This window comes from Enterococcus pernyi (assembly GCF_045371165.1).
GTDB classification, from domain to species: Bacteria; Bacillota; Bacilli; order Lactobacillales; family Enterococcaceae; genus Enterococcus_B; species Enterococcus_B pernyi.
In genome coordinates this window covers 101,858-124,131 of the sequence record NZ_JBIQDM010000005.1, presented here as the reverse complement: position 1 = coordinate 124,131, position 22,274 = coordinate 101,858, and the positions used below count along the sequence as shown (strand labels likewise).

Below are 22,274 nucleotides of genomic sequence, written 5' to 3'. Positions count from 1 at the left end.
GTAACAATTACTGGTTTTTTTGTGTTTATTGCATCAATTTTTGGGAAAATGAGAAGAATTTCGCAGAAAAATACAATAAATTGAAAAAAAATTATTCTAAATATTACAGAATGTAAGTTTTTTTAAAGTTTCTGTGAAAGGATTGAAAAACGATTCCAACGTTGATTTATAAAGCTTCTACGACTTTAGTCCTAGTTTTTCGGAAAATCAAATATTACAAATATTAAAAATGTGACGATTTTGTCATTAAATGTCATAATTCTTTCACCTATGAAATATTTCTAGATGATAAAGTTAGTGACGTTGAAACAAATCAAAGAGAAAAAAAGGAGCTTACTATGAATTCAATTAAAAAGATCGTTTTGGGGACAACTGTTGCCGCTGGAGCAACTGCAATGTTTGTAGGGACTACTGCTCATGCAGATGAAGTCTATACAGTAAAAGCTGGAGATTCATTATCTAAAATCTCACAAAAATTTGCAGGTGACAATTCACTGATCAAAGCTATTGCAGAGCAAAATTCGATTGACGATATCAACCGCATTTTCGTTGGTGAAGAATTAACAATTCCAACTGACGCTTCATCAGTAAAAACAACAGAAGTAGCACCAACAACTGAAAAAGTAGAAACTCCTGTAGTAACAGAAACACCAGCGCAAGAATATACATACGTTGCGCCTGTTGAAACAGTTGAAGTAGCACCAGCTACAACTACTGTAACAACAAACAGCAACTCTGCGAAAGAATGGATTGCACAAAAAGAATCAGGTGGTTCTTACACTGCAACAAACGGCCGTTACATCGGACGTTACCAATTAGATTCAGCATATTTGAACGGTGACTACTCACCAGCGAACCAAGAACGTGTTGTAGAAGAATACGTTGCTGGACGCTATGGTTCATGGGATGCTGCAAAAGCATTCTGGTTAGCAAACGGTTGGTACTAAGATAACCATCAATCATGAATCCAAAAAAGAGGGCTACGCAAGTAGGCCTCTTTTTTTACTTCTTTTATAATCTTGAAAGGTACGTATCGATTGATTTTTGATAATGGTCGCCTCGCCAAATGCCTGTGTTGAGATACTCTGCAATCAAATAGCCGATATAAGGGCCAGTAGTCAAACCAGAGGAGCCTAAGCCACTTGCGGCGATCAAGCTTGGTTCATCTGGAACAGGTGCAAAGAACGGCGCAAAATCGGAGGTGTACGCCCGTGTGCCTACTCGCATGGTGTGTTTCCATGTAGCAAGTTGATCGGGTTCAGCTAAAAATGGTACTGTACTTTTTATCAATTGCTGATAAGCAGATTCGGTAGGAACCAAATCCCAACCCGCATCATTTTCATGGGTTGCGCCAACTAGTATAGTCCCATCGTTGAATGGGATAAAATCGGCTTCCCCTTCTAACATGGCAACAGGCCATTCTTGGCTGTTCGCATAAGGTGTTTGAAAAACGATCAGCTGTCCTTTTTGTGGACGAATATCAGCATGAAAGCCAATCTGCTCCAGTAACGGCTTCAATGAAGGGCCAGGCGCTAGAATGACTCGGTCAAAGTCAAGTTGTCCAAAAGTACCAGAGATGACCCAGTGTGCGGTTTCTTTGCGTAACTGGACACGTTCAGAGATTACTTTGACCATTTGTTTCTCCAAGCGTGTGGCAAGGTGAGATAGATAGGCATGACCGTCTAAACGTCCCCCTCCAGTCACAAATAAAGCAGGTGTTGGTTTTAGCAATGGGAGAACTTTGGCTGTTTCTTCAGCTTGTAACAGCGAAATATCGCCGATTTCAGGTGCGTCTTTCTTTCGTTGTTCGGCAAGTGCAGCAAGATCTTCCAAAGCTTCTTTTTGGCGAAAAATCAGTGTGCCGGATTGTTTATAGATGGAATCATCAAGTGATAGATCCTGGATTAGTTTTGGGAAAAAAGCCGCACCATCTTTTGCTAACTGATACCACTGTTTATTTCGTCTTTTTGAAAGCCAAGGCGAGATGATGCCTGCACTAGCGCGAGTAGCTTGTCCTTCTTTTGCATCAAATAAGGTCACCTCAAATTTAGAGGTGTCTAAATAGTTGGCTAATGTCATACCGATGATGCCACCACCGATAATAGCAATTTTTTCCATAGAAAAACCTCCTTTACTTATCTACCATCTCATAGAATCATTAGAGATACAATATTTTATCCAAGGATTTTTTTCTATTTCATCCGAACGATTGTATGGTGAAAACTGATTATTGATAAAGTTAGAGACAAAAAAAACAAGGAGGAGTGAGCTTCATTCTCTCACACCTCCTTATCTATTAATTTTGTATTTGCTTAGGTTTTTGCACCATATAGCGGATAAATAGGATCAAACTAATGATCAACAAGCCAAGTAGGACACTTAAAGCAACTTTTGATCCTAACGTTGTTGCTGCTTCATAACTATCTGAACGATGATCTTGGAAAAAGTTGATGATCACAGCCACCAACGTAGTAGCGACAGCGCCAGAAAATTGTTGCAACGTATTGAATACGGCGTTGCCATCACCTTGTAATTCCATCGATAAAGCATTCATTCCAGTAGTCATCATATTGCTATAAGACAAACCAATACCGATCATATAGAAGAAATGACAGGCAATCAAAAAACCTAATGATGCATGACCTAAGATCAGGACAAGGGTAGTCCAGCCAACAAGTGAAAACAAGAGACCGATGAAAATTGGTTTTTTAGGTCCATGTTGGTCGAGTAGCTTTCCTGAAAAAGGTGATAACAGGGCACCAATCGTTGCACCTGGAAGCATAGCTAAACCTGCGACAAAGGCATTGTTCCCTTGGACGATTTGGACAAAGTTCGGTAGGACAAAAGAAACACCAAGTAATAAAAATTGATAAACTAAAAAGCTAAATAAGAATAAGCGAAACGTATGGTTTTTAAAAATTTCAAGTCGGATCAACGGATGATCGGCTTTTTTTGTTCGTTGATAGAAAAGGATGAATCCTAAAATGGCGATGACTAAGGATGCCCAGCCAATCCAGTCTCTGAACATGCTTAGAAAAGTTAAGCTTCCACTGAACATCAGACTAATACCAAGGACGCTGAGTAAATCTAAGCGACCAGATTTTTCCACCTTAAATTTAGGAATCGCGTATAAGCCAATCCCAAGTGAAAGGAGTAACACTGGCAATAGAAAGATAAAAATATGACTCCATGAGAAATTAGCAGTTAAGATCCCACCATACGTAGGACCAATCGCTGGTGCAATGGCGGTTGTTAAAGTACCAAGACCCATCATCGTTCCTCTTTTTCCCATAGGAGCAAAAGTCAAGATGATGTGAAACATCAATGGCAAGGCTATCCCTGTCGCAGCACCTTGGAGTACCCGTCCTAAAAGCAGTAACAAGAAGGTAGGGGAAAAGTAATCGACCAATAAACCAGCAATAAATAGTAAATTGGAACTCAAGAAAAGAGTACGCAGGCTAAAGTTTTTTGTCAGATAAGTTGAAAGTGGCACAATGATCGCAATCATTAATAAGTAAATGGTTGTTACCCATTGTACTTGGGAGGTACTGATTTGAAATTCCTGAATCAGCGTTGGGAAGGTCACGTTCATTGCGGTTTCGATCAAAACACCTGCAAATGACATGATCCCTGTGGCAAGTACAGCAGGAATTAATTGTAGTTGTTTTTGTTTTTGCATGTTTTTCACCTCTAAATTATTTCGTAAAAAAAGAGAGAGATTTCTATTCGAAAATAGAAACCGCCTCTCTCTCGACACGCTAGGCGTGTTATCTGTACGATTTATCGTTCGGCTTATTCTAGCACAAGTCTAAAAATAGTGTCAACCAGATTAGCCAATCCAATGTAAAAGAGTTATGATAGTAGTGAAGAAGAAAACAAGGAGGGCCTATGGAAAAAATCGAATGGAGAAAAACCGACCCTAGTTATCGTATGTCAAAGAAACCGCAATTGATCACACTCCCTGCTCAAAATTTTTTTTGCATCAACGGAATAGGTGATCCAAATGGAGAAGAATTTAAGCGTCGTGTAGGTAGTTTGTATGCTGTTAGCTATACGATCCGAATGGCACCTAAAAATGATTGGCTGATCCCTGATTACTCCCCCTATACTGTGTATCCTTTAGAAGGTCAGTGGGGACTGCAAGAAAAATTTTTGAACGAACCAGTGATGTTAAAAGAGCATTTTTCTTATCAGTTGATGATCAAGCAACCGGATTTTGTGACTCCTCAAGTTGCTGCAGAGGCGTTAGTACGAGCCAAAACCAAAATTCCAGAAGACCTAGCTAGTCAGCTCGTTTTTAAGACGATTGAAGAAGGCCTTGTGGCGCAGATCTTACACATTGGTTCCTACGACGATGAACCAGAAACATTTGAAAAGTTGGCTTTATCTCTCAAGGAAAAAGGCTATCGCCGAACTTCAAAAGAGCATAAAGAAATCTATATGAGTGATCCCAGAAGGACGGCACCAGAAAAATTAAAGACGATTTTGCGAGTAACCGTTGAACAAGACAAATCAGTCGAAGTGTCAGACATCAACTAAAAGAGAGAAAGATTCCCTGTTTTTTTGCTATAATAGATACGAAGAGGTGTTTTTTGTATGAAAAAAAATCAACGACAATCATTGATTCGCCAATTGATTACTGAGCATGCCATCGGTACGCAAGAGGAATTATTGAATCATTTGCAGATGAATGGGGTCAATGCAACGCAAGCAACGATCTCACGAGATATACGTGAGTTGAAACTTGTGAAAATCCAAGATGAGAATAAACAAATACGCTATGCGTTATTCAATCAACAAGCGGATTCTTTGATGGAAGATCGCTTGCGAAGTGCGGTCAAACGAGAAGTATTACGAATTCAACGGATTCAATTCATGATCGTTGTCTTAACAGAAAAAGATGGTGCGGATGTGGTAACAAACTGGTTAGATGAAGTTGATTATCCAGAAGTGGCTGCGACGATTGCCGGCGTTGATACGTTCATTATTATTTGTCGCACAGAAGAAGAAGCCCAGGCTTTCGCTGAAAAATTAGAGCAAATGAGAGAATAGCTCACGTTTAGTCTAATGATCAATGGAAGCGCTAAACTTATTGACGTTGTGTAAATCGTACTAAATTCCATGGATACTGGACTTGCAAGAATGGTACGTAATGATTGGAAGGGTGTCTTTACAATCTGGATCATTCTAAAGCTCCAATCAATTTGAACAAGTATACAGTGAAAGAGGGGCGAGCAGTCCAGTGATGACAAACATGATCATTTTTCTGACGATTTTAGTTTACGGCGTCAATTTTTTGGCATTTATGTACATTAAAATAAAAGAAATCAAAAATTACCTAGAAAAAATTGCGATCTATTTTGGTGTGAACATGACATTGTTGTTCACCAGTAGTATTTTCCTATTTTTTGGTAAGATCGTCGAAGACGGAATATTGTTGATAGAATAATAGAAAAAACTGATGCCCATTAATATAGGGCATCAGTTTTTAATTTTCATTTATTTTTTTTTGGGAGGGGTACCGTACATTTTAGGTGTTACCGGTTTTAATTTAGGTGCTTTGCCTTCGATCTTAGGTTCTTCCAACCATTGATACTCCCCTTCACCATCTAAAGCTTTACCTTTTGCCCAAGAACCTTCGCTACTTTCGTCACCTTCTGAAAAGTTATAGAAATCATAAGCAATATCTTTACGTTCTTCTTCTCTTGGGAAAGTCGTAGGAACAAGAATACCGCCTTCTGTTTCTTCTAATTCTTTGACAGCCGCTGCCCAAAGGTTTTGATGATAACTGTCTCTAGCCAATAAAACTGATAGTAGGTCTTTTACGCCACGATCATCGATCATTTCGTAAATACGTGCCACTTGTAGTCTTCCTTGAGATTCTGCGTTTAAGTTTGCACGAAAATCAGCAAGTAAATTTCCACTAGCAACAATATAACCACCACTCCAAGGATTACCAACGCTATCCGCAGGACGAGGTCCTAAGCCAGCTACAATAGCGTGTTGAGGATTCATGCCGGAAATGATCGCACCAATCGTTGGGTCTTTTTTCATTGCTTCTTCTTGATCTTCAACAGGTGCATCTTCAAGTAAGCGAGCAACCATTGTCGCTAACATTTCAACGTGTCCAAGTTCTTCTGTTGCAATGTCCATCAGCATATCTTTATATTTTTCTTCTCCACGACAGCTCCAACCTTGGAAAAGATATTGCATCGCTACACTCATTTCACCATACTGTCCGCCAATCAATTCTTGTAAATATTTTGCGATTAATGGATTCGGACGATCTGGTTTTGCCTCAAACTGTAATTCTTTTTGGTGTCTAAACATCAAATCTCCTCCTAATCATTTTTTAATACATTACTATTGTTATATGTAATGGAAAAAAATTCAAAGAAAACGCTCTAGATATTATAGTTATTTTATAAACGTTGATTTATCAATGTTTTATTCTGTGAAAATGACTTCGTTAAAAGAAAATATTAGGAATAGCTCAATGAAATATTTTTGTTTATAAATGATAACTATTGATAATTTCCAATTGTATTCTCATTTTTGTTAACAGAAAGTAAGTAACGAGAAAGAAGAGCTGGTCACATCAAAGAACGATTGTTTTTAAGTCTCAGGTCAAAACGCTTTTGTCACGACCTGATCCACGGTGTTTGAAAGCCAACTCCTACGATATTAAGTCAAAAATTGAAAAAATATGAGAAGCTATTTTCTCAATTTCCGTCTTAATACTTGGAGCTGACCGGCTTTCTCACGACCTGATAAACGGTGTTCAAGAAGCAACACTTCGGTCCTAAGCAAAAAAAAATCAAAAATGAAAGAGCCATTTTCGCTTTTTTTTGCTTATGCCTTAGTGCTGATCGCTTCTTTCACGACCTATTGTTACTTGTAGAATGTTTGCTTCTTTGATATGGTTAGTACAAGAAAAACATCGGAGGTATATCATGGCTAAAATTATGGTAGTGGAAGATGAAGAGATCATTCGTCAGCTGATTATGGAAGAGTTGGAGAAATGGCAATTTGAAACCTATGGAACGTCAGATTTCAATCAGGTTTTTGCTGATTTTGAGAAAGAAGAACCACAACTTGTTCTTTTAGATATCAATTTACCAGTGTTTGATGGTTATTATTGGTGCCAGAAAATACGAGAAATTTCCAAAGTCCCAATCATTTTTATTTCAAGTCGTAATACGAATATGGACATGATCATGGCGATGAACATGGGGGCAGACGATTTTGTGACGAAGCCGTTTCAAATCGATGTCTTGATTGCTAAAATCAATGCTTTGTTGCGTCGTTCATATAATTATGGTGAGTTGTCGAGTGAAATGATGACCCATAATGGAATCACGTTGAACGTCGATAATGGCAGTATGGAGATTAATGGTGAAATGATCGATTTGAGTAAGAATGAGTATCGCTTGTTGTTTATTTTAATGAAGCAACACGGGAAAATTTTGACTCGTGAAAAATTGTTGCGTGCGTTGTGGGATGATGAACGGTTTGTCGATGACAATACACTGACGGTCAACATCAATCGCTTACGTCGTAAAATCGAACAGGCAGGGATCACCGATTATATCGAAACAAAAGTCGGCCAGGGGTATATTGTTCCCTGAAAGGATGAAATACAACTATGAACTTTTTTAAGTATTTGAAAGATCAATGGTCGCTGATCGTCGGTTGGATATTTTTTATTTTATTGACGATTTTTGTGATGTGGTTAGCCCCTAATATAACGGTCGATTGGGCCACGATTGCTTACTTAACATTGATCGAAGGTGTTTTCTTAATCTTTTTTTTACTTGTCTGTTACTTGAGTAAACGTCGGTGGTGGGCAAAATTGGCAAATCTACAAAAAAATTCTCCCTTGCAAAATTATTTAGATGGTGGACATACAGAGGAAGAGAAGTTGATAGAAGACTATATCAATCAACTGATACGTGAACATCAGGAAGTGATGCAAGAAGCCATCACGAACCAGCAAGATCAAAAAGATTATATCGACTCATGGGTCCATGAAATCAAAGTACCCGTAGCGGCTTCAGAATTATTAGTACGATCGATCGAGTTTGATATCGATGATCAAAAATATACATTGTTAGAAAATGAGTTGTCTAAAATCGATGAGTATGTGGAACAAGTATTGTATTATGCGCGCTTGGATAGTTTTTCAAGAGACTACTTGATCCAAGAATACAGTATCAAGAGTATCATCCAACCCGTCATTCGTAGCCAAGCAAATTATTTTATCCAAAAGAAAATACGTTATGAAGTGATAGGTGAAGATCAAACGATTTTGACTGATTCCAAATGGGTGGCTTTTATTTTCAAACAGATTCTTAGTAATGCCATTAAGTATACGCCGGATGAAGGCGAGATCAAACTATTGATCGAGAAGACGACAAAAGGCGTAAAATTTTCTGTCAAAGATTCAGGCATCGGTATACCGAAAGAAGATGTTGGACGGATTTTTGACAAAGGCTTTACAGGGGCGAATGGCCGTCTGAGCAAAACCCACTCTACTGGTCTAGGATTATACCTCGCTAAAAATCTTGCGGAAAAATTAGGGATTTCTCTCACTGTTGACTCGATCGAAGGAGAAGGGACGACTATGTCTTTGTTTTTCCCTATCTTGAGTTTTTACCAAGAAGAACGCTAAAAAAATGGGATTGCGACATGTTCACGCGTATTTCTGAAGGAACTACCGGTTGAACATGGTCTAATTTGGTTGTGATAGAAGTGTGTTGACCTTAGATGATGATTGGAAAAGTTTTAATATAGTTATACATCAGCTGTTGCCCCGAAAGTAGAAGAATTTTCGAGGTAACGGTTGATTTTGTTTATGATTTATTAGTGACTGATTGAACTTCATAGAATCGTCAAGGAAGTTAAGTTAGAAAAAAGTGAGAAATAAAAAATAACTCTTGTGTTGTTAACGTTTTCGTTGATATGTTCTATAACATGTGACATTTAAAAGAAGGAGAATGTTTATGGAATTATTAATCGCATTAGTCCCAATGGTCGCGTGGGGAAGTATTGGTTTAGTCAGTGGAAAGATCGGTGGCGATGCCAATCAACAAACATTAGGAATGACGATCGGTGCATTTCTTTTTTCACTCGTTGCTTTTTTCATCGTTAATCCAACGATCACGCCATGGATCACATTGATTGGATTTTTATCTGGTCTAGCGTGGAGTGTCGGACAAAATGGGCAGTTTCATGGGATGAAATTCATGGGAGTATCTGTAGGATTGCCGTTATCCACTGGTTTTCAATTAATTTTGAATACGATTGCGGGCGCTGTTTTTTTCCATGAATGGACACAAACAAAAGATTACGTTTATGGTATTTTAGCGCTGATTCTTCTTGTAAGCGGTGCGTATTTGACTGCTCGACAAGATGATGAAGGAAAAGTCGATACAGATAATAAAATGCTTGATTTTGGTAAAGGATTCAGAGCATTGATCTATTCTACTTTAGGTTATGGTGTCTATACGATCATCGTCAACTGGGCGAATTTAGATGCGATGTCGATTATTTTACCGCAAAGTATCGGTATGATCTTAGGGGCAAGTTTCTTTGCTTTCCGAAAAGTAAAAGTTGATCAATATGTTTGGAAAAATATGGCGAGTGGATTGCTATGGGGAATCGGTAACGTATGTATGCTATTGACCGTTAAGTCATTAGGACTAGCAGTCGGTTTCTCTCTTTCTCAAATGGGGATCATCATTTCAACTCTAGGTGGTATTTTTATCTTAGGGGAGAAAAAGACAAAAAAAGAGCTTATATTTGTAATTGTAGGTTGCCTTTTAGTTATTTTTGGTGGTATCCTTTTAGGGTATATGAAAACAGCGTAAAGCTGTTTTTTTATATACTCAAAAATCAGGGGGAGGGAATTTAATGGATTTGTTTCGTAAGAAAGAAATCAGTCTCAATCATACGAGTGAGATGAAGAAAGAACTAAAAACATCCGATTTGATCATGCTTGGCATTGGCGCGATCATCGGTACAGGTATATTTGTCGTAACAGGAGTGGCAGCAAACCAAAATGCAGGTCCGGCACTATCATTATCGTTTGTTTTAGCAGCGATCGTTGTGATTTTATCTGGTCTAAGCTTTGCAGAATTTGCTTCGCGGGTACCAGTGATTGGCGGACCATATGCGTATCTATACGTCGTATTCGGTGAATTTGCCGCTTGGTTGACTGGATGGTTATTGATCGGTGAGTTCTTATTGGCCGTTTCATCCGTTGCGTCAGGTTGGTCCGGTTATGTACAAGGGTTTATTGAAAGTCTTGGTTTTGGCTTACCAACGGCGCTAACAGGTGGATATAATCCAGCCAATGGTACATACATCGACTTAATTGCGGTGCTTGTTGTGATTTTCGTCACATACATTGTTTCTTTGGAAGCGAAGAAAGCGTTACGATTGAACAACATGATGGTTTATGTGAAATTTGGAATCATTGCATTATTTATTATTGTAGGAATCTTTTTTGTTAAACCAGAGAATTGGCAACCATTCACACCATTTGGCTTTGAAGGTGTCCTAGATGGCGCAGCATTAGTTTTCTTCGCATTCTTAGGATTCGATGCGGTAGCGATGGCTGCGGAGGAAGTAAAAAATCCTCAAAAAGATGTACCACGTGGAATCATTGGCTCGATCTTGATCGCAACCGTGTTGTACATCATCGTGACATTGATTTTAACAGGGATCGTGCCTTATACAGAATTAGGTGTGAATGATCCTGTGGCATTCGCGATGCGTTATGTAGGACATGGTACAGTAGGAGCGATCATCGCCGTTGGCGCGATCTTGACCTTATTGACTGTGACGATCTCCATGATGTATTCATTAGCTAGGTTATTATTTGCAGTAAGTAAAGATGGCTTGTTACCACAGTTCATGACAGAAATCGACAAGAAACATCGCACACCGAAGAAAGCGACGTATGCAGCAGGTATCGCCGCATTATTCTTCGCAGGATTCTTCCCATTGAATATCTTGGCAGAGTTGACGAACATCATGGCATTGGCTTATCTAATGTTAGTTAGTCTAGGCTTACTGAAATTACGTAAAATGTTTGGCAAACCAAAAGCAGGCGAGTTCAAAGTACCATTGGTACCGATTTTACCAATCATTTCGATCTTATCTTGTCTAGTCTTGATGTCACGTTTACAAGCGGTGACTTGGTTAGTCTTTGGGATTACGATGGTGATCGGCCTAGTGATTTACTTTGGCTATGGTTACAAACACAGTAAGATGAATACCGAAAAATAAAAAGATAAACAAAAAACCTTGTATCAAGCAGCATTGCTGATACAAGGTTTTTTCATTCTATTTGTTATTGCGTTAAATCGAGTAATTTTTGTTTCAAGTCTTCTTCCATATGGCCAAGTTCGACTTCTGCATGACGACGTTTTTCTTTTCCTTCTTGTTGGATACGAAGTGTTTCTTGGATCGTTTCGATCAAATCATTTTGTGTAGTTTGCAATGTTTCGATATCCACGATGCCACGTTCATTTTCTTTAGCAGTTTCGATGGCAGAGATTTTCAACATTTCTGAGTTTTTCTTCAATAAATCATTGGTTGTTTCAGAAACTTGTCGTTGTGCTGTAACTGCATCTTTTTGTCGAAGCAAGGTCAATGCGATAACCACTTGGTTTTTCCATAATGGGATGGCTGTAGCAATCGATGCTTGGATCTTTTCTGCCAATGCTTGGTTTGTATTTTGGATCAAACGGATCTGTGGCGCTTGTTGGATCGTGATCTGTCTGGCTAAGCGTAGATCATGAGTGCGCTTGTCTAGGTGATCAAGAAACTGTGTATAATCATTGGCGATCTGTACATCCATTTGATCCCCTGTTTCTTCTGCTTTTCGCATGGCTTCTGGAATGATCTTTGTCTGTAATTCTTCCATTTTTAATTCGCCAGCAGCGATATAAATGTTCAACGCATCAAAATAATCTTTATTTTTTTGATAAAGTTGTTCTAACATCAGATTGTCTTTTAATAGGCCATCTTTTTCTTTGTCTAATTTGACTGAGATCTTGTCGATTTGCGCACCGATTTTTTGGTATTTGGCAGTGACTTCATAAATCGATTGTTTGACTTTACCGAATACGCGTTGGAAAATATTTCCTTCTCCTGCACGTAATTCATCTGGATTTGCTTCTTGAAGGCGGTACATCAGTTCAGTCAATGAATCACCGACTGGTCCGATATCTTGTGCTTGCACGTGATTCAACATCGACTGTGAGAACTCACCTAATTTTGTTTGAGCAGCTGAACCGTAGCTGATGACCGATTGAGAATCAGTGACATCGATTTTTTCAGCCAATTGTTTGGCTTGTTCTTGTCTTTCAGCAGGTAATTTATCAATCAGCCGAGCAGCAGTTTGCTGTTCTTGAAGTGCATTGATTTCATTTTGTTGTGTTTGAGTCAATTTATCGACGGGTGTCGAAAAAGGATTATTCAATAAATCTTCTAAAGTATCATTTACAGGGGTTACTTCGTGTTTTGGTTCATGTGGATTATTTTCCATTAAAATTCCTCCTTATCGATTAAGCTAGAAAAAGTACCCGAAACAATCAGACGATGTCTAAGTGTTCCGAGTCCAAGAAATAAACGTGCTTATTCTTCTGGTACATCTTTATTATCACGCTTTAAGCTTTGTTTCGCAACAGATATCTCTACATCGATATCTTCCAAATCTTCCGAAACGAAATCTTGATAGTCTTTCGCGACTAATGAAGCAAGTTGATCAATGATCTGGGTACTTTCTTCCAGTTTTTGATAGGTCTGTTTGTTTTTGATCTCGTGTTCATTGATCTCAATATATTTGTTTGTCAAATCCACTAGGTTTGGCAAGTGGGTGTAAAGGAACTGACTCGCATCGTGCAATCGAGTGGGTTCTTTTACGAGTTCTTTGAACAAACCTTTTGCTGCTTTTACCGGTTCGTGACGAAGATCGATCGCTTTAAGCTTTGCCGTTTCGTACATATTTTTTTCTAGTTGTTCGATTTCATTTTTTGTTTGATTCATCGTTTCTCTAAAAAAAGAGATTTCACTCGGTGTCATGCCGTTTTCGCTATAATGGGTCGCTAATTTGTCAGATAGATTTGGTAAAGCTGTTTTGTCCTTAGGTTTTTTACGAAAACCAAAAAGCCCCCAAATCAGCAAAACTGCGCCAATTAACAAGATCATTGATATGATCGATACATCATTATAACTGAAGAACAGTATCACTAAGAGTAAACCTACGATCCATTTCCAATTCTTTTTAATCATCCTAAAAACCTCCGTGTATATTCATTGTCCACTCTGCTCATCTACTTCTTTATTTTAGCACAACCTTCTTAATAATTAGTATCGGACTAAAGGTGGATTTTATGAGTTTATAGAATTTCTAAGGTTTGGATATGGTAAACTAAGTAAGAAATCAAAAAGAAAATTGAAAAAAACAAAAAAAGTAGTTATTATAGGACAAAAGAAAGCAGGGGAAAAGATGCTTGAATATGAACAGTTTGAAGAGAAAACGATCCAACGAAAAGAAATTTATCATGGAGCGATCATTGATGTCGCTGTGGATGATGTTCGCTTACCAGATGGAAATATCGGGAAGCGTGAATTAGTCTTTCACCCCGGTGGTGTAGGAATCATTGCTTTTGATGAAAAGGATCGTCTACTATTAGTCAAACAATTCCGCAAACCTTTAGAGAAAGTGATCCTCGAAATACCAGCTGGTAAAATTGATCCAGGAGAAAAACAAGCGCCTGAGATCACTGCTGCTAGAGAATTAGAAGAAGAAACTGGATACCGCGCAGAGCGTTTGGATCATTTGACTTCTATGTATTTATCACCAGGATTTGCGAATGAACTCCTGCATATCTATCATGCAGTAAATATCGAAAAAGTGGAACAGCCTCTCGCACAAGATGAGGACGAAGTATTGGAACTTTATGCGTTGACTTTAGCAGAAGCAAAACAAGCGATGTCAGATCAAGTCATTTGCGATGCAAAAACGATTTATGCGATTCAATACTGGGAATCAATGAACAAAGGAAAGTAGAGGGATCGATTGATGGTCAAAGGACCGCTAGTCACACGTAGCGAAATCCGTAAACGACAGCAAGAACAAGCACAAGAATCATTAAAAAAACAAAGAAAAGCGGAAGCTACGTACAAACAAGAAGAAAAAAAGATCGCGAGTTTTTATCGTAAAGAACAAAAGAAAAATAAGCCAATCACGAAAACAAGAGCAGGCGAACGAGAAAAAACACGTAAATGGAATGCTGTTTTGATGAAAGGCTTGGTTATAGTCATTTTATTGTTAGCCATCGTTTTTCTGGCAGTTGCATTTATATAGAAAGAAGGAACAACTAAATGAAAATTGGAATCATCGGAGCAATGGAAGAAGAAGTAAAAATTTTAAGAGAGCAACTAGGACAACCCTTATCATGGGAAAGAGCAGGCGCTCTGTTTATCTCAGGCTCATTAGGCAACCATGAAGTCATCGTTGTACGTTCAGGTATCGGGAAAGTCTTAGCATCGATCACAACAAGCTTATTGATCCAACAATATGGTGTAAACATGGTCATCAATACAGGATCAGCTGGTGGCATTGGTGAAGGTCTACGTGTAGGGGATGTAGTGATCTCTGACAAAGTTGCCTATTTTGATGCAGATGTTACAGGGTTCGGTTACAAGCCAGGACAATTACCAGGTATGCCTCTTTATTATGAAGCAAGCACGTATTTACGTTCAGAAATGAAAAGAGCCGCAGAAGCAACCAACTTGAATGTAAAAGAAGGCTTGATCGTCACAGGAGATACATTTGTTGATTCGCCAGTCAAAGTCCAAGAGATCTTAGGCAATTTCCCTGAAGCACTTGCTTGTGAGATGGAAGGGGCTGCAGTCGGTCAAACGGCACAACAATTCAATATTCCTTTCTTGATCGTGCGAGCAATGAGTGATACTGCGGACCATTCAGCGACACAAAGCTTTGACGAATTCATCGAAGAAGCAGGGAAACGTTCAGCTGAAATGGTGATTGAATTTGTCAAACATCTTGTATAAGGAGTGAACCGAATGAAAGCATTGATTTCGATTGATTACACCTATGATTTTGTGGCAGACGATGGGAAATTGACGACTGGAAAGAGCGGTCAGGCAATTGAACCAGCTTTAACGAAGTATACAAAAAAGTTTATTGATGAGAAAGAATTTGTCGTATTTGCGATCGATGCACATGATCCCGAAGATGCTTTTCATCCGGAAAACCAATTGTTTCCACCACATAATGTAGTCGGAACGAGTGGCCGCGATCTGTATGGTTCATTGCAAGAGATTTATGCGGAACATCAAACACAAGCCAATGTTTATTGGATCGATAAACGTCACTATTCTGCATTCAGTGGAACAGATCTTGACATTCGTTTACGGGAACGTGGGATTACAGAGATTTATTTGACAGGTGTTTGTACAGATATCTGTGTCTTGCATACAGCAGTCGATGCCTATAACCTAGGCTATCAATTATTTATTTACGAAGATGCAGTTGCCAGCTTTGATCCAATCGGACATGACTGGGCATTGAAACATTTTCAAACAGCCCTTGGTGCGGAGATCATTAAGGGATAAAAAGAGTGAATAAAGTGGATAAAGGCGTTTATATCGTACTTTATCCACTATTTCTATTGGTCATTAACTGAAACAAAGAGAAATAGATACATACAAATTGATCAATGGGGTGTGCATAAAGTCGTTTCTACGTGAAGGGAAGGAATCGGTATGAGAAAAGGGAAAGCAAATTTGGGTTTTTTAGGTTTACTGGGAATTTTAGGGTTTTTAGGATATTTGCCAAATCTCTCAGGGTTATTTTCGCTCTTTGCATTATTTTCTTTGTTTGGCTTTTTTTTGGATAACAAAAAATGGGGAAGGTTTGAAAGATTTTTTTACGAAAGAAAGAGTTTTAACCAGAAGTATCTTACTGAAAATTATAATTTTTTCACTGTTATTAGCATATATTCTAACTATAAAACTGGGAGAGTTACAAGCGTTCGTCACTATATTTATTAGTATGTTTTTTTCTCTGTTAATTGTTTTAAATTCATATCTGAGCAGAGACTAGTAGGAGTAGTGTCTGCTGATCGGTGAAGAAAGTGTAAAATCATACATAAATTCAAATTAAAAATATCAAAAAGAAATATGAAATAAGCTGAAAAAGGCTCTTCGACAAGTAGTGTTTCTATTTCTACCATTAAGGGGAGTAGAAATGAATCTGGCGACTGAACCCGTCAGCAGTACTTGCAAGTTTGGTAGTAGGTTGTGATTAAGAATATTCCTTTGAATACCATAAGTTAAATAATTGTTATTTGCGAAACTTTTAGAGTATTAATGATAATAAAAGCCAGCTTTGAAATATACTAATCTTGTAGTAGAAATAGATTTGTTTGCATTCTTTACTGCTCTCTCATTTGGGGAAGTAGTTTCTTCTTGAGGTATTTTTGGAATAACTACAAAAGGTTTTAGTACTGAAGATGCTATTGCTAGAGGATTGGACACAAGTGGAAATGGTTGGATTGGATGATAGGTTGGTGAACCAAGCAATGTTTCACAGACTGTTTATTACGTAAGGTACATGAAATAAAACAATGTAAGTAAGGTGAAATAATGAAACAACTGGATTCCCGATATATCGTGGGTGTATTTCTTTTATTGTTTGTTTTAAGAGGAATCTTAGAATTTATTTGGAAAGGAAATTATTCATTTACTCTCGATGAAATTTATTTTAGAGTCCCGATTGTTGTTGGTGTTGTGATTGGATTGGATTGGTACCAATTCATAAAGGCTGGGGTACATTTAAATCTCTTTTTTTCATCTTTTTGAGTGATTATTTACTGAAAAAATCATTTGATCTTTTAGGATTAGAAAAAATAACTTTTACACTAGTACCTTATCTTATTATCTTAGGAGTCCTTTTAATTATTTTTTTTTGCTAGATTGATTATAAAAAACAAAAAAGGGGTTTCCCTACACTAAAAGAAGATCAGATAAAAAGGGGTTGTGACAGAAGTGTTCAGCCTTATTTTCGAAGAGGTTAATTCTGTTCCTACCCTTAGGTGGTGGAAGGGTACTAATGTATCACTCCTTTTTTGGTGTTTATTTATTAATGAGGAATGGAAGAATATAACAAATAAGAAGAATCGGTAATTTTCCATTATTTTCAGATTCAGACTTCTGTTTGTGGTTGATAGGAGAAGTGAGTGCAAGTTTCTAAGCTCACTTCAGCTGATTAAGTAGGAGATTATCTATAAAAATGAGCTAAATATAACAGAGCTTTTTTCGATTGGAGAAATGCACAAACTTTTGAAAATAGAGGTGGGTGGAAAAAACCAGGAAACCCACCTGAAAAACTGAACACCGCTGAAAGTCAGTTAAGTCAAATTGTGGGAGTAACCACCACTCGAGAATCAGAGTCAAAGATTGGTATAGAGATAAAATGAAAAAAGACTGTTTATCGAAGAAATCACTGTAAATAATATGATATAATTTTGAGGTAGAGAAGTGAAAAGATGGTGGCTAATCTCTTGAAAAAGGGGTGATGCCTATGGTTCATAGCTTTATCCCTAGAAGGGGGTAGGCAAGTGTCAAGTTTTGAAGCAATGCAACTGATGATCGCTTTTGCGACATTAGTTTTGCTGATTATTGCCGATAAAGACCAAAAAAAGTAACCATCTAATCCACTTTGGCGAGTAATTAGATGGTTAGAATATCAAACTAATAAAAGCTGCCGTCTTTTTAACGGTTCTACAAATGAGCTATGTTAGCGCATAGCTCATTTTGTTAATCATAGTATAGCAAAATAATTTTACCCTTGCAAATATGAAATAGACAAGTGTCGATTTTTTGAAGCAATGCAACTGATGATCGCTTTCGCAATGTTAGTTTTGCTGATTATTAACTATAAGACGTTAATACAATGAAATATAACTTTAAAAATAAGAGTATAAAGCAAACATTTTGGTGTGTCTGCTCTATACTCTTTTGACTTGTTATTTAACTAAGGTTAGCTTTTGGAACATCGTTTATTTGAATTTAAATCAGAAACAAAAATGAATTTGCAAATGAATTTATTTTTTTGCCCCATACGCCTAGTTTGTTAGGGAATTATTTACCAAATATGCACACGTTCTTCAGGTGCTAGATACATCGGATCTTCTTCAGTGATCGCAAATGTTTCATAAAACTCTGCTAAGTTTTGTGGCTGGATATTCGCCCGAAGTTTCGCAGGTGCATGAACATCGATTTGTAAAAGTAATTGTTGGTATTCTTTTTTCGCTTTTGTACGCCAGATTGTCGCCCAATTCATGAAGAAATCGGCTGCTGAATAATCGTCTTCTGTCATTGCAGCTTCTAGTGCGCAACTTAATCCGCCAGCATCTGCAATATTTTCAGAAACGGTTAGTTTTCCATTGACTGTGCCATCAGCAAAAGGTACACCGTCAAACTGTTCGATCATGGCTTGCGCTTTTTCTTGGAAATGAGCGAAGTCTTCTTCTGTCCACCAGTTATTCAAGTTACCGAACTCATCAAATTTCGCCCCGTTGTTGTCAAACGCATGGGAAATCTCATGGGCAATGACTGCACCGATTCCGCCGAAGTTTGCCGAGCTAGATTGTTCCAAACTATAAAATGGTGCTTGTAAAATCGCAGCTGGGAAAACGATCACGTTTCGGAATGGATGATAGTACGCATTGACTGTATCCGCGCTCATTTCCCATTCATCACGATCAACAGGCTTGTTCCATTTACTGAAACGGTCTTTTAGGGTTAGATGACTAAAGTTCAACGCATTTGAAAGCAAGGTTCCACCTTCATTTGCGGGAACTGTTTGGAACGCATCGAACAAGGCAGGGATTTTATCAGGGTAACCGACTTGGATGCCTAATTTGTTCAATTTCACAATTGCTTTTTCTCGTGTCGCATCACTTAACCATTCATTCGTTTCGAGTCGTTTTTGGTAAACATTGATCATTTTCTTGACCATTTTTTCGACATCTTTTTTCGCTGCTTCGCCAAAATACTTGTTACCGTAGTAATCGCCCAACACATGATCAAACTGTCCAGAAGCAAGGTAGTAAGCTGCTTTCTTTTGTGGCATTGCTTCATCGGTTCCTGATAAAGTCCGAGAGAAGATCCCACTGACTTGACGGAAATCTTCAGATAGATAACTGCTTAGTGAACGCACCGTTTTTACGATCATCCAGCTTTTAAGTAGTCGGAAATGTGGTGTCGTCAAAAGTTCAGCTAAATGTTCAAAGTAGACAGGGTCAGTAACGATCACTTGGTCTGGACGTGTGCCGATCAAGCCAGTAGTCAAGGTAGTTAAGTCAAGAGCATCGGTATATGCCGTAAATTCATTAAAGGCACGTGGATTGTACATTTGGCTATAATCTGCATTTTCTTCCGCGCTTTTAACATGGGGCGCAATCAATTTATCGAATTGGATCGCTTGTTCGACGATTGCTTCTGCCTGACTTCTTTCTCTGCCTGTCATTTCTAAAAGTTGGACCATCATATCAAAAAAGACGGACAATAATTGAGCACCATTTGGATGTTCTGCTTCATAATAAGTTTTATCTGGTAAAAATAAAGAGGGTGGTGAAGCGAAAAAGGCATTGACTTGCGCATTTTTCATATCTGCATCCACATCTAAGACAACAGGCAACGGTAAGCTGTCCAATGTCCATTCGGGAAATTGCTGATTTAATTCGTCAAAGGAAGTGAGTTGCTCGATTCTTTCGAGGATTGGTTGTAAAGGTGTAGCACCTAATTGATCTCTATATTCATAATCATTTGCTAGTTGATAATATGCAAGGAAGTGACGCATTTTATCAGATGTAACTTTTGTTGGATCAGCTAACATCTCATCTGTATCTCGCATCATTAGTTGATCAATGCCATCAACTAAATCCTGAAACCCACCAGTTGCTGGCTTATCGGCAGGAATTGTTGCTGTTTTTAACCATTCTTCATTTACTGCTTCAAAAAAATCTTGTTTCAAACGTTCTTGGTTCATTGAATCATCGCTCCTTTTTAGTTCCGTGTGCCCATTATCTAACAAAAAAGCAGAATAAACAAATGGAATGTAAAATCTATTTCAAAGCGACAAATTTTGTAATCGGTTTCTTTTGTAAGCAAGCTCTAAAAATCATTTTACATACGAATCAGGAAAAATGTTCAAAACGCGCAATCAACCATTAGTCGATCTGATTTATTTTTTTAGGACTATCCCTTATAATGTAGGTGGAGGTGATTGATTCTGAGTAAAGTAAGTGGGAAATGGCAAGAAATCACGCTCGATGGCAAAACAGAGCGAATCAGTGAGTTTCGTCTGCTAAAGAGAAGACGGGAGAACGAATACTATTTAGCAGTGATTTTTGAAAATGAGAGTTATTTGATCGTTGATCCTCATGGAAAACCAGTCGAATTTATTACAGCGGTAAACGCCTATTCAACAAGCATTGCAACATCCACTATGTGGCAAGAAGCCAGTATAAATGCAGAAGGAATTGACGATGAGCTGATCGATAAACTTCTGGCAAAGTGGGCGCAACAAGCGCCAACGACTTATTTAGTTGATTGTTGGGTAGGCTTGCCAGAGCAACGTTTCTTGACTTATAAAAAGTGGCGAACAACGTCTGGTTATCTTTGTGGCACTTATGCGGCAGCAGTGTTACTTGCCTACTATCAAGATTATCGTATGCCGAATCTGATTCCTTCAGATATTCGCCGAAAAGATTCCCGCGATGCGAAAGAATTGATCCAAAAACTGCGTAAAACGATCCAACCTTTAGGCTTGCCCACTGTACCTATCCAAGTAAGTACAGGGATCTCAGCCTTTTTTAGAACACAACAACAACCGATTTATGCCAGAAGTACAGTAGTCGGTTCTTGGCAACGAGCAACAAAGCGGATTCGCGAAGGAAAACCTGTGATGATCGGTATTTTAAGATTGCTAGGCAGTACCTACGGCAATCATTGGGTCACTGCTTATGCTTACTATGAATCAGCTTCTGGTGAGCGTTATTATAAAGTCCATGATAATTGGGGAAACACAAATAAAGTGATTCCTGCAAGTTGGGGAAATGGAACAGCCTCACTTCCTTGATTATTTTCAGAAAATACCAGAAATACGGAACGAAATATGTTAAACTATCGAAGAATAGAGAAGTTTGGGAGGATGTCATGAGTAAAAAGTATCAGGACGACACGTTGAAAATCTTTAGTTTGAATGGGAATCGACCGTTAGCAGAAAAAATCGCCAAAGTATTTGGAACAGAGTTAGGGAAAAGTGTAGTCAAACAATTTAGTGATGGAGAAATTTCAATCAACATTGAAGAAAGTATCCGTGGCGACCATGTCTACATCGTTCAATCGACGAATGCACCAGTCAATGATTACTACATGGAATTATTGATCATGATCGATGCGATGAAACGTGCAAGTGCCAAAACGATCAATGTGGTGTTGCCTTATTATGGTTATGCGAGACAAGACCGTACAGCGAAGCCCCATGAACCAATTACAGCAAAATTGATTGCGAACATGCTTGAAGAAGCAGGAGCGACTCGTGTATTGACCTTAGATCTGCATACGGTGCAAGTACAAGGATTCTTTGATATTCCAGTAGATAACTTATTTACAATGCCATTATTTGCGCATTATTACCGTGAACTTGGTCTGGTCGGCGATGACATTGTCGTTGTTTCACCAAAGAACAGTGGTGTCCAACGCGCGCGTAGCTTATCAGAGTACTTGAATAGTACGTTAGCGATCGTTGATCATGCGGACGAAGAAGTCGAAGGGACAGCAGCAAGTTACGTGATCGGGAATGTTCAAGGAAAAACGTGTATCCTGGTTGATGATATTTTAAATACTGGATTGACATTCGCTCGAGCAGCCAAAGTCTTGAAAGAAAATGGCGCCAAAGATATCTATGTTTGTGCTTCCCATGGCTTGTTGTCAGAGCCTGCAAAAGAGATCTTGGACGAAGCACCAATCAAAGATATCTGTATCACTGATTCTGTGTATACACCAGAAGACCGTCACCCAGAAAAATTGACGATCGTCACTTGTTCAAACTTGATGGGTGAAGCCGTCAAGCGTATCCATGAAAACACGCCAATGAGCCCACTGTTCCGTTTGGAAGAGAAGAGCTTTAGATAAAAATGAAACACCATAAAATGACGGAATTT

23 protein-coding genes are annotated in these 22,274 nt (G+C 38.4%); 17 read left to right on the top strand and 6 right to left on the bottom strand.

Annotated elements, in window-relative coordinates:
* Nucleotides 1–338 precede the first annotated feature (338 nt).
* On the top strand, nt 339–947 hold the full coding sequence (apf, locus tag ACH0AK_RS07875) for an aggregation-promoting factor (RefSeq protein ID WP_023519180.1): 609 nt from the start codon (nt 339–341) through the stop codon (nt 945–947).
* A 64-nt stretch (nt 948–1,011) separates the two neighbouring features.
* Here the strand turns inward: apf and ACH0AK_RS07870 are convergent, their stop codons facing one another.
* On the bottom strand, nt 1,012–2,118 hold the full coding sequence (locus tag ACH0AK_RS07870; RefSeq protein ID WP_023519181.1) for an NAD(P)/FAD-dependent oxidoreductase: 1,107 nt from the start codon (nt 2,116–2,118) through the stop codon (nt 1,012–1,014).
* A 178-nt stretch (nt 2,119–2,296) separates the two neighbouring features.
* Nucleotides 2,297–3,679 carry an MFS transporter gene (locus tag ACH0AK_RS07865; protein ID WP_010736211.1) on the bottom strand — a complete coding sequence of 461 codons (1,383 nt, stop codon included), beginning with the start codon at nt 3,677–3,679 and terminating at the stop codon, nt 2,297–2,299.
* Nucleotides 3,680–3,888: 209 nt separating this feature from the next.
* On the opposite strand from ACH0AK_RS07865, the gene ACH0AK_RS07860 reads away from it, so the two are divergent.
* The 3 genes from ACH0AK_RS07860 (at nt 3,889) to ACH0AK_RS07850 (ending at nt 5,449) form a co-directional block, all read left to right on the top strand.
* The gene (locus ACH0AK_RS07860) at nt 3,889–4,539 is read left to right on the top strand and encodes a GyrI-like domain-containing protein (protein ID WP_023519182.1); all 651 of its coding nucleotides are present in this window, start codon (nt 3,889–3,891) and stop codon (nt 4,537–4,539) included.
* A gap of 57 nt (nt 4,540–4,596) precedes the next feature.
* Nucleotides 4,597–5,052, top strand: coding sequence for an arginine repressor (locus tag ACH0AK_RS07855; protein WP_010736209.1), 456 nt, complete (start codon nt 4,597–4,599; stop codon nt 5,050–5,052).
* Between the two features lie 190 nt (nt 5,053–5,242).
* Entirely contained in the window at nt 5,243–5,449 is a 207-nt protein-coding gene (locus ACH0AK_RS07850) for a hypothetical protein (RefSeq protein WP_023519183.1), read from the top strand.
* Between the two features lie 50 nt (nt 5,450–5,499).
* Here the strand turns inward: ACH0AK_RS07850 and ACH0AK_RS07845 are convergent, their stop codons facing one another.
* Complete coding sequence (locus ACH0AK_RS07845) at nt 5,500–6,330, bottom strand: manganese catalase (RefSeq protein ID WP_010736207.1); 831 nt, start codon at nt 6,328–6,330, stop codon at nt 5,500–5,502.
* A gap of 623 nt (nt 6,331–6,953) precedes the next feature.
* Here ACH0AK_RS07845 and sapR point away from each other — a divergent pair.
* The 4 genes from sapR (at nt 6,954) to ACH0AK_RS07825 (ending at nt 11,292) form a co-directional block, all read left to right on the top strand.
* Nucleotides 6,954–7,628 carry a two-component system response regulator SapR gene (sapR, locus tag ACH0AK_RS07840; protein ID WP_010736206.1) on the top strand — a complete coding sequence of 225 codons (675 nt, stop codon included), beginning with the start codon at nt 6,954–6,956 and terminating at the stop codon, nt 7,626–7,628.
* 17 nt (nt 7,629–7,645) lie between these two features.
* Complete coding sequence (gene sapS / locus ACH0AK_RS07835; RefSeq protein WP_010736205.1) at nt 7,646–8,671, top strand: two-component system sensor histidine kinase SapS; 1,026 nt, start codon at nt 7,646–7,648, stop codon at nt 8,669–8,671.
* Between the two features lie 331 nt (nt 8,672–9,002).
* Nucleotides 9,003–9,869: a GRP family sugar transporter gene (locus ACH0AK_RS07830; protein WP_019724165.1), complete on the top strand. Its 867-nt coding sequence runs from the start codon at nt 9,003–9,005 to the stop codon at nt 9,867–9,869.
* 43 nt (nt 9,870–9,912) lie between these two features.
* Entirely contained in the window at nt 9,913–11,292 is a 1,380-nt protein-coding gene (locus ACH0AK_RS07825; protein WP_019724164.1) for an APC family permease, read from the top strand.
* Between the two features lie 64 nt (nt 11,293–11,356).
* Here the strand turns inward: ACH0AK_RS07825 and ACH0AK_RS07820 are convergent, their stop codons facing one another.
* Together ACH0AK_RS07820 and ACH0AK_RS07815 are read right to left on the bottom strand one after the other, a co-directional pair.
* Nucleotides 11,357–12,556 carry a toxic anion resistance protein gene (locus ACH0AK_RS07820; protein WP_499796842.1) on the bottom strand — a complete coding sequence of 400 codons (1,200 nt, stop codon included), beginning with the start codon at nt 12,554–12,556 and terminating at the stop codon, nt 11,357–11,359.
* An 89-nt stretch (nt 12,557–12,645) separates the two neighbouring features.
* Complete coding sequence (locus tag ACH0AK_RS07815) at nt 12,646–13,302, bottom strand: 5-bromo-4-chloroindolyl phosphate hydrolysis family protein (RefSeq protein WP_023519185.1); 657 nt, start codon at nt 13,300–13,302, stop codon at nt 12,646–12,648.
* Nucleotides 13,303–13,519: 217 nt separating this feature from the next.
* On the opposite strand from ACH0AK_RS07815, the gene ACH0AK_RS07810 reads away from it, so the two are divergent.
* The 7 genes from ACH0AK_RS07810 (at nt 13,520) to ACH0AK_RS07780 (ending at nt 17,999) form a co-directional block, all read left to right on the top strand.
* Nucleotides 13,520–14,083 carry an NUDIX hydrolase gene (locus tag ACH0AK_RS07810; RefSeq protein ID WP_010736199.1) on the top strand — a complete coding sequence of 188 codons (564 nt, stop codon included), beginning with the start codon at nt 13,520–13,522 and terminating at the stop codon, nt 14,081–14,083.
* A 12-nt stretch (nt 14,084–14,095) separates the two neighbouring features.
* A complete protein-coding gene (gene macP, locus ACH0AK_RS07805) occupies nt 14,096–14,380 on the top strand; it encodes a cell wall synthase accessory phosphoprotein MacP (protein WP_010736198.1) in 285 nt (94 codons plus the stop codon).
* Nucleotides 14,381–14,397: 17 nt separating this feature from the next.
* A complete protein-coding gene (locus tag ACH0AK_RS07800) occupies nt 14,398–15,090 on the top strand; it encodes a 5'-methylthioadenosine/adenosylhomocysteine nucleosidase (protein ID WP_023519186.1) in 693 nt (230 codons plus the stop codon).
* A gap of 12 nt (nt 15,091–15,102) precedes the next feature.
* Nucleotides 15,103–15,654 carry a cysteine hydrolase family protein gene (locus ACH0AK_RS07795; protein WP_023519187.1) on the top strand — a complete coding sequence of 184 codons (552 nt, stop codon included), beginning with the start codon at nt 15,103–15,105 and terminating at the stop codon, nt 15,652–15,654.
* 150 nt (nt 15,655–15,804) lie between these two features.
* Nucleotides 15,805–16,092: a hypothetical protein gene (locus tag ACH0AK_RS07790; RefSeq protein WP_010736195.1), complete on the top strand. Its 288-nt coding sequence runs from the start codon at nt 15,805–15,807 to the stop codon at nt 16,090–16,092.
* A 1,568-nt stretch (nt 16,093–17,660) separates the two neighbouring features.
* The gene (locus tag ACH0AK_RS07785) at nt 17,661–17,747 is read left to right on the top strand and encodes a putative holin-like toxin (protein WP_353629271.1); all 87 of its coding nucleotides are present in this window, start codon (nt 17,661–17,663) and stop codon (nt 17,745–17,747) included.
* Nucleotides 17,748–17,903: 156 nt separating this feature from the next.
* A complete protein-coding gene (locus tag ACH0AK_RS07780) occupies nt 17,904–17,999 on the top strand; it encodes a putative holin-like toxin (RefSeq protein ID WP_353629272.1) in 96 nt (31 codons plus the stop codon).
* 188 nt (nt 18,000–18,187) lie between these two features.
* Here ACH0AK_RS07780 and ACH0AK_RS07775 read toward each other — a convergent pair whose 3' ends face one another.
* On the bottom strand, nt 18,188–20,095 hold the full coding sequence (locus ACH0AK_RS07775; protein WP_010736193.1) for a M13 family metallopeptidase: 1,908 nt from the start codon (nt 20,093–20,095) through the stop codon (nt 18,188–18,190).
* Nucleotides 20,096–20,332: 237 nt separating this feature from the next.
* Between ACH0AK_RS07775 and ACH0AK_RS07770 the strand changes: the two genes are divergently transcribed.
* Nucleotides 20,333–21,187 carry a hypothetical protein gene (locus ACH0AK_RS07770; protein ID WP_023519191.1) on the top strand — a complete coding sequence of 285 codons (855 nt, stop codon included), beginning with the start codon at nt 20,333–20,335 and terminating at the stop codon, nt 21,185–21,187.
* Nucleotides 21,188–21,264: 77 nt separating this feature from the next.
* Nucleotides 21,265–22,245 (top strand): ribose-phosphate diphosphokinase, encoded by a 981-nt coding sequence (locus ACH0AK_RS07765; RefSeq protein ID WP_010736191.1) that lies wholly within the window; start codon nt 21,265–21,267, stop codon nt 22,243–22,245.
* Nucleotides 22,246–22,274: the final 29 nt, after the last annotated feature.

Coding starts and splice junctions, on each gene's coding strand:
- sapR (WP_010736206.1), top strand. CDS start 6,954: ATGGCTAAAATTATGGTAGTGGAAGATGAAGAGATCATTCGTCAGCTG.
- ACH0AK_RS07795 (WP_023519187.1), top strand. CDS start 15,103: ATGAAAGCATTGATTTCGATTGATTACACCTATGATTTTGTGGCAGAC.
- sapS (WP_010736205.1), top strand. CDS start 7,646: ATGAACTTTTTTAAGTATTTGAAAGATCAATGGTCGCTGATCGTCGGT.
- macP (WP_010736198.1), top strand. CDS start 14,096: ATGGTCAAAGGACCGCTAGTCACACGTAGCGAAATCCGTAAACGACAG.
- ACH0AK_RS07790 (WP_010736195.1), top strand. CDS start 15,805: ATGAGAAAAGGGAAAGCAAATTTGGGTTTTTTAGGTTTACTGGGAATT.
- ACH0AK_RS07765 (WP_010736191.1), top strand. CDS start 21,265: ATGAGTAAAAAGTATCAGGACGACACGTTGAAAATCTTTAGTTTGAAT.
- ACH0AK_RS07860 (WP_023519182.1), top strand. CDS start 3,889: ATGGAAAAAATCGAATGGAGAAAAACCGACCCTAGTTATCGTATGTCA.
- ACH0AK_RS07810 (WP_010736199.1), top strand. CDS start 13,520: ATGCTTGAATATGAACAGTTTGAAGAGAAAACGATCCAACGAAAAGAA.
- ACH0AK_RS07830 (WP_019724165.1), top strand. CDS start 9,003: ATGGAATTATTAATCGCATTAGTCCCAATGGTCGCGTGGGGAAGTATT.
- ACH0AK_RS07845 (WP_010736207.1), bottom strand. CDS start 6,330: ATGTTTAGACACCAAAAAGAATTACAGTTTGAGGCAAAACCAGATCGT.
- apf (WP_023519180.1), top strand. CDS start 339: ATGAATTCAATTAAAAAGATCGTTTTGGGGACAACTGTTGCCGCTGGA.
- ACH0AK_RS07870 (WP_023519181.1), bottom strand. CDS start 2,118: ATGGAAAAAATTGCTATTATCGGTGGTGGCATCATCGGTATGACATTA.
- ACH0AK_RS07815 (WP_023519185.1), bottom strand. CDS start 13,302: ATGATTAAAAAGAATTGGAAATGGATCGTAGGTTTACTCTTAGTGATA.
- ACH0AK_RS07800 (WP_023519186.1), top strand. CDS start 14,398: ATGAAAATTGGAATCATCGGAGCAATGGAAGAAGAAGTAAAAATTTTA.
- ACH0AK_RS07825 (WP_019724164.1), top strand. CDS start 9,913: ATGGATTTGTTTCGTAAGAAAGAAATCAGTCTCAATCATACGAGTGAG.
- ACH0AK_RS07855 (WP_010736209.1), top strand. CDS start 4,597: ATGAAAAAAAATCAACGACAATCATTGATTCGCCAATTGATTACTGAG.
- ACH0AK_RS07865 (WP_010736211.1), bottom strand. CDS start 3,679: ATGCAAAAACAAAAACAACTACAATTAATTCCTGCTGTACTTGCCACA.
- ACH0AK_RS07820 (WP_499796842.1), bottom strand. CDS start 12,556: ATGGAAAATAATCCACATGAACCAAAACACGAAGTAACCCCTGTAAAT.
- ACH0AK_RS07775 (WP_010736193.1), bottom strand. CDS start 20,095: ATGAACCAAGAACGTTTGAAACAAGATTTTTTTGAAGCAGTAAATGAA.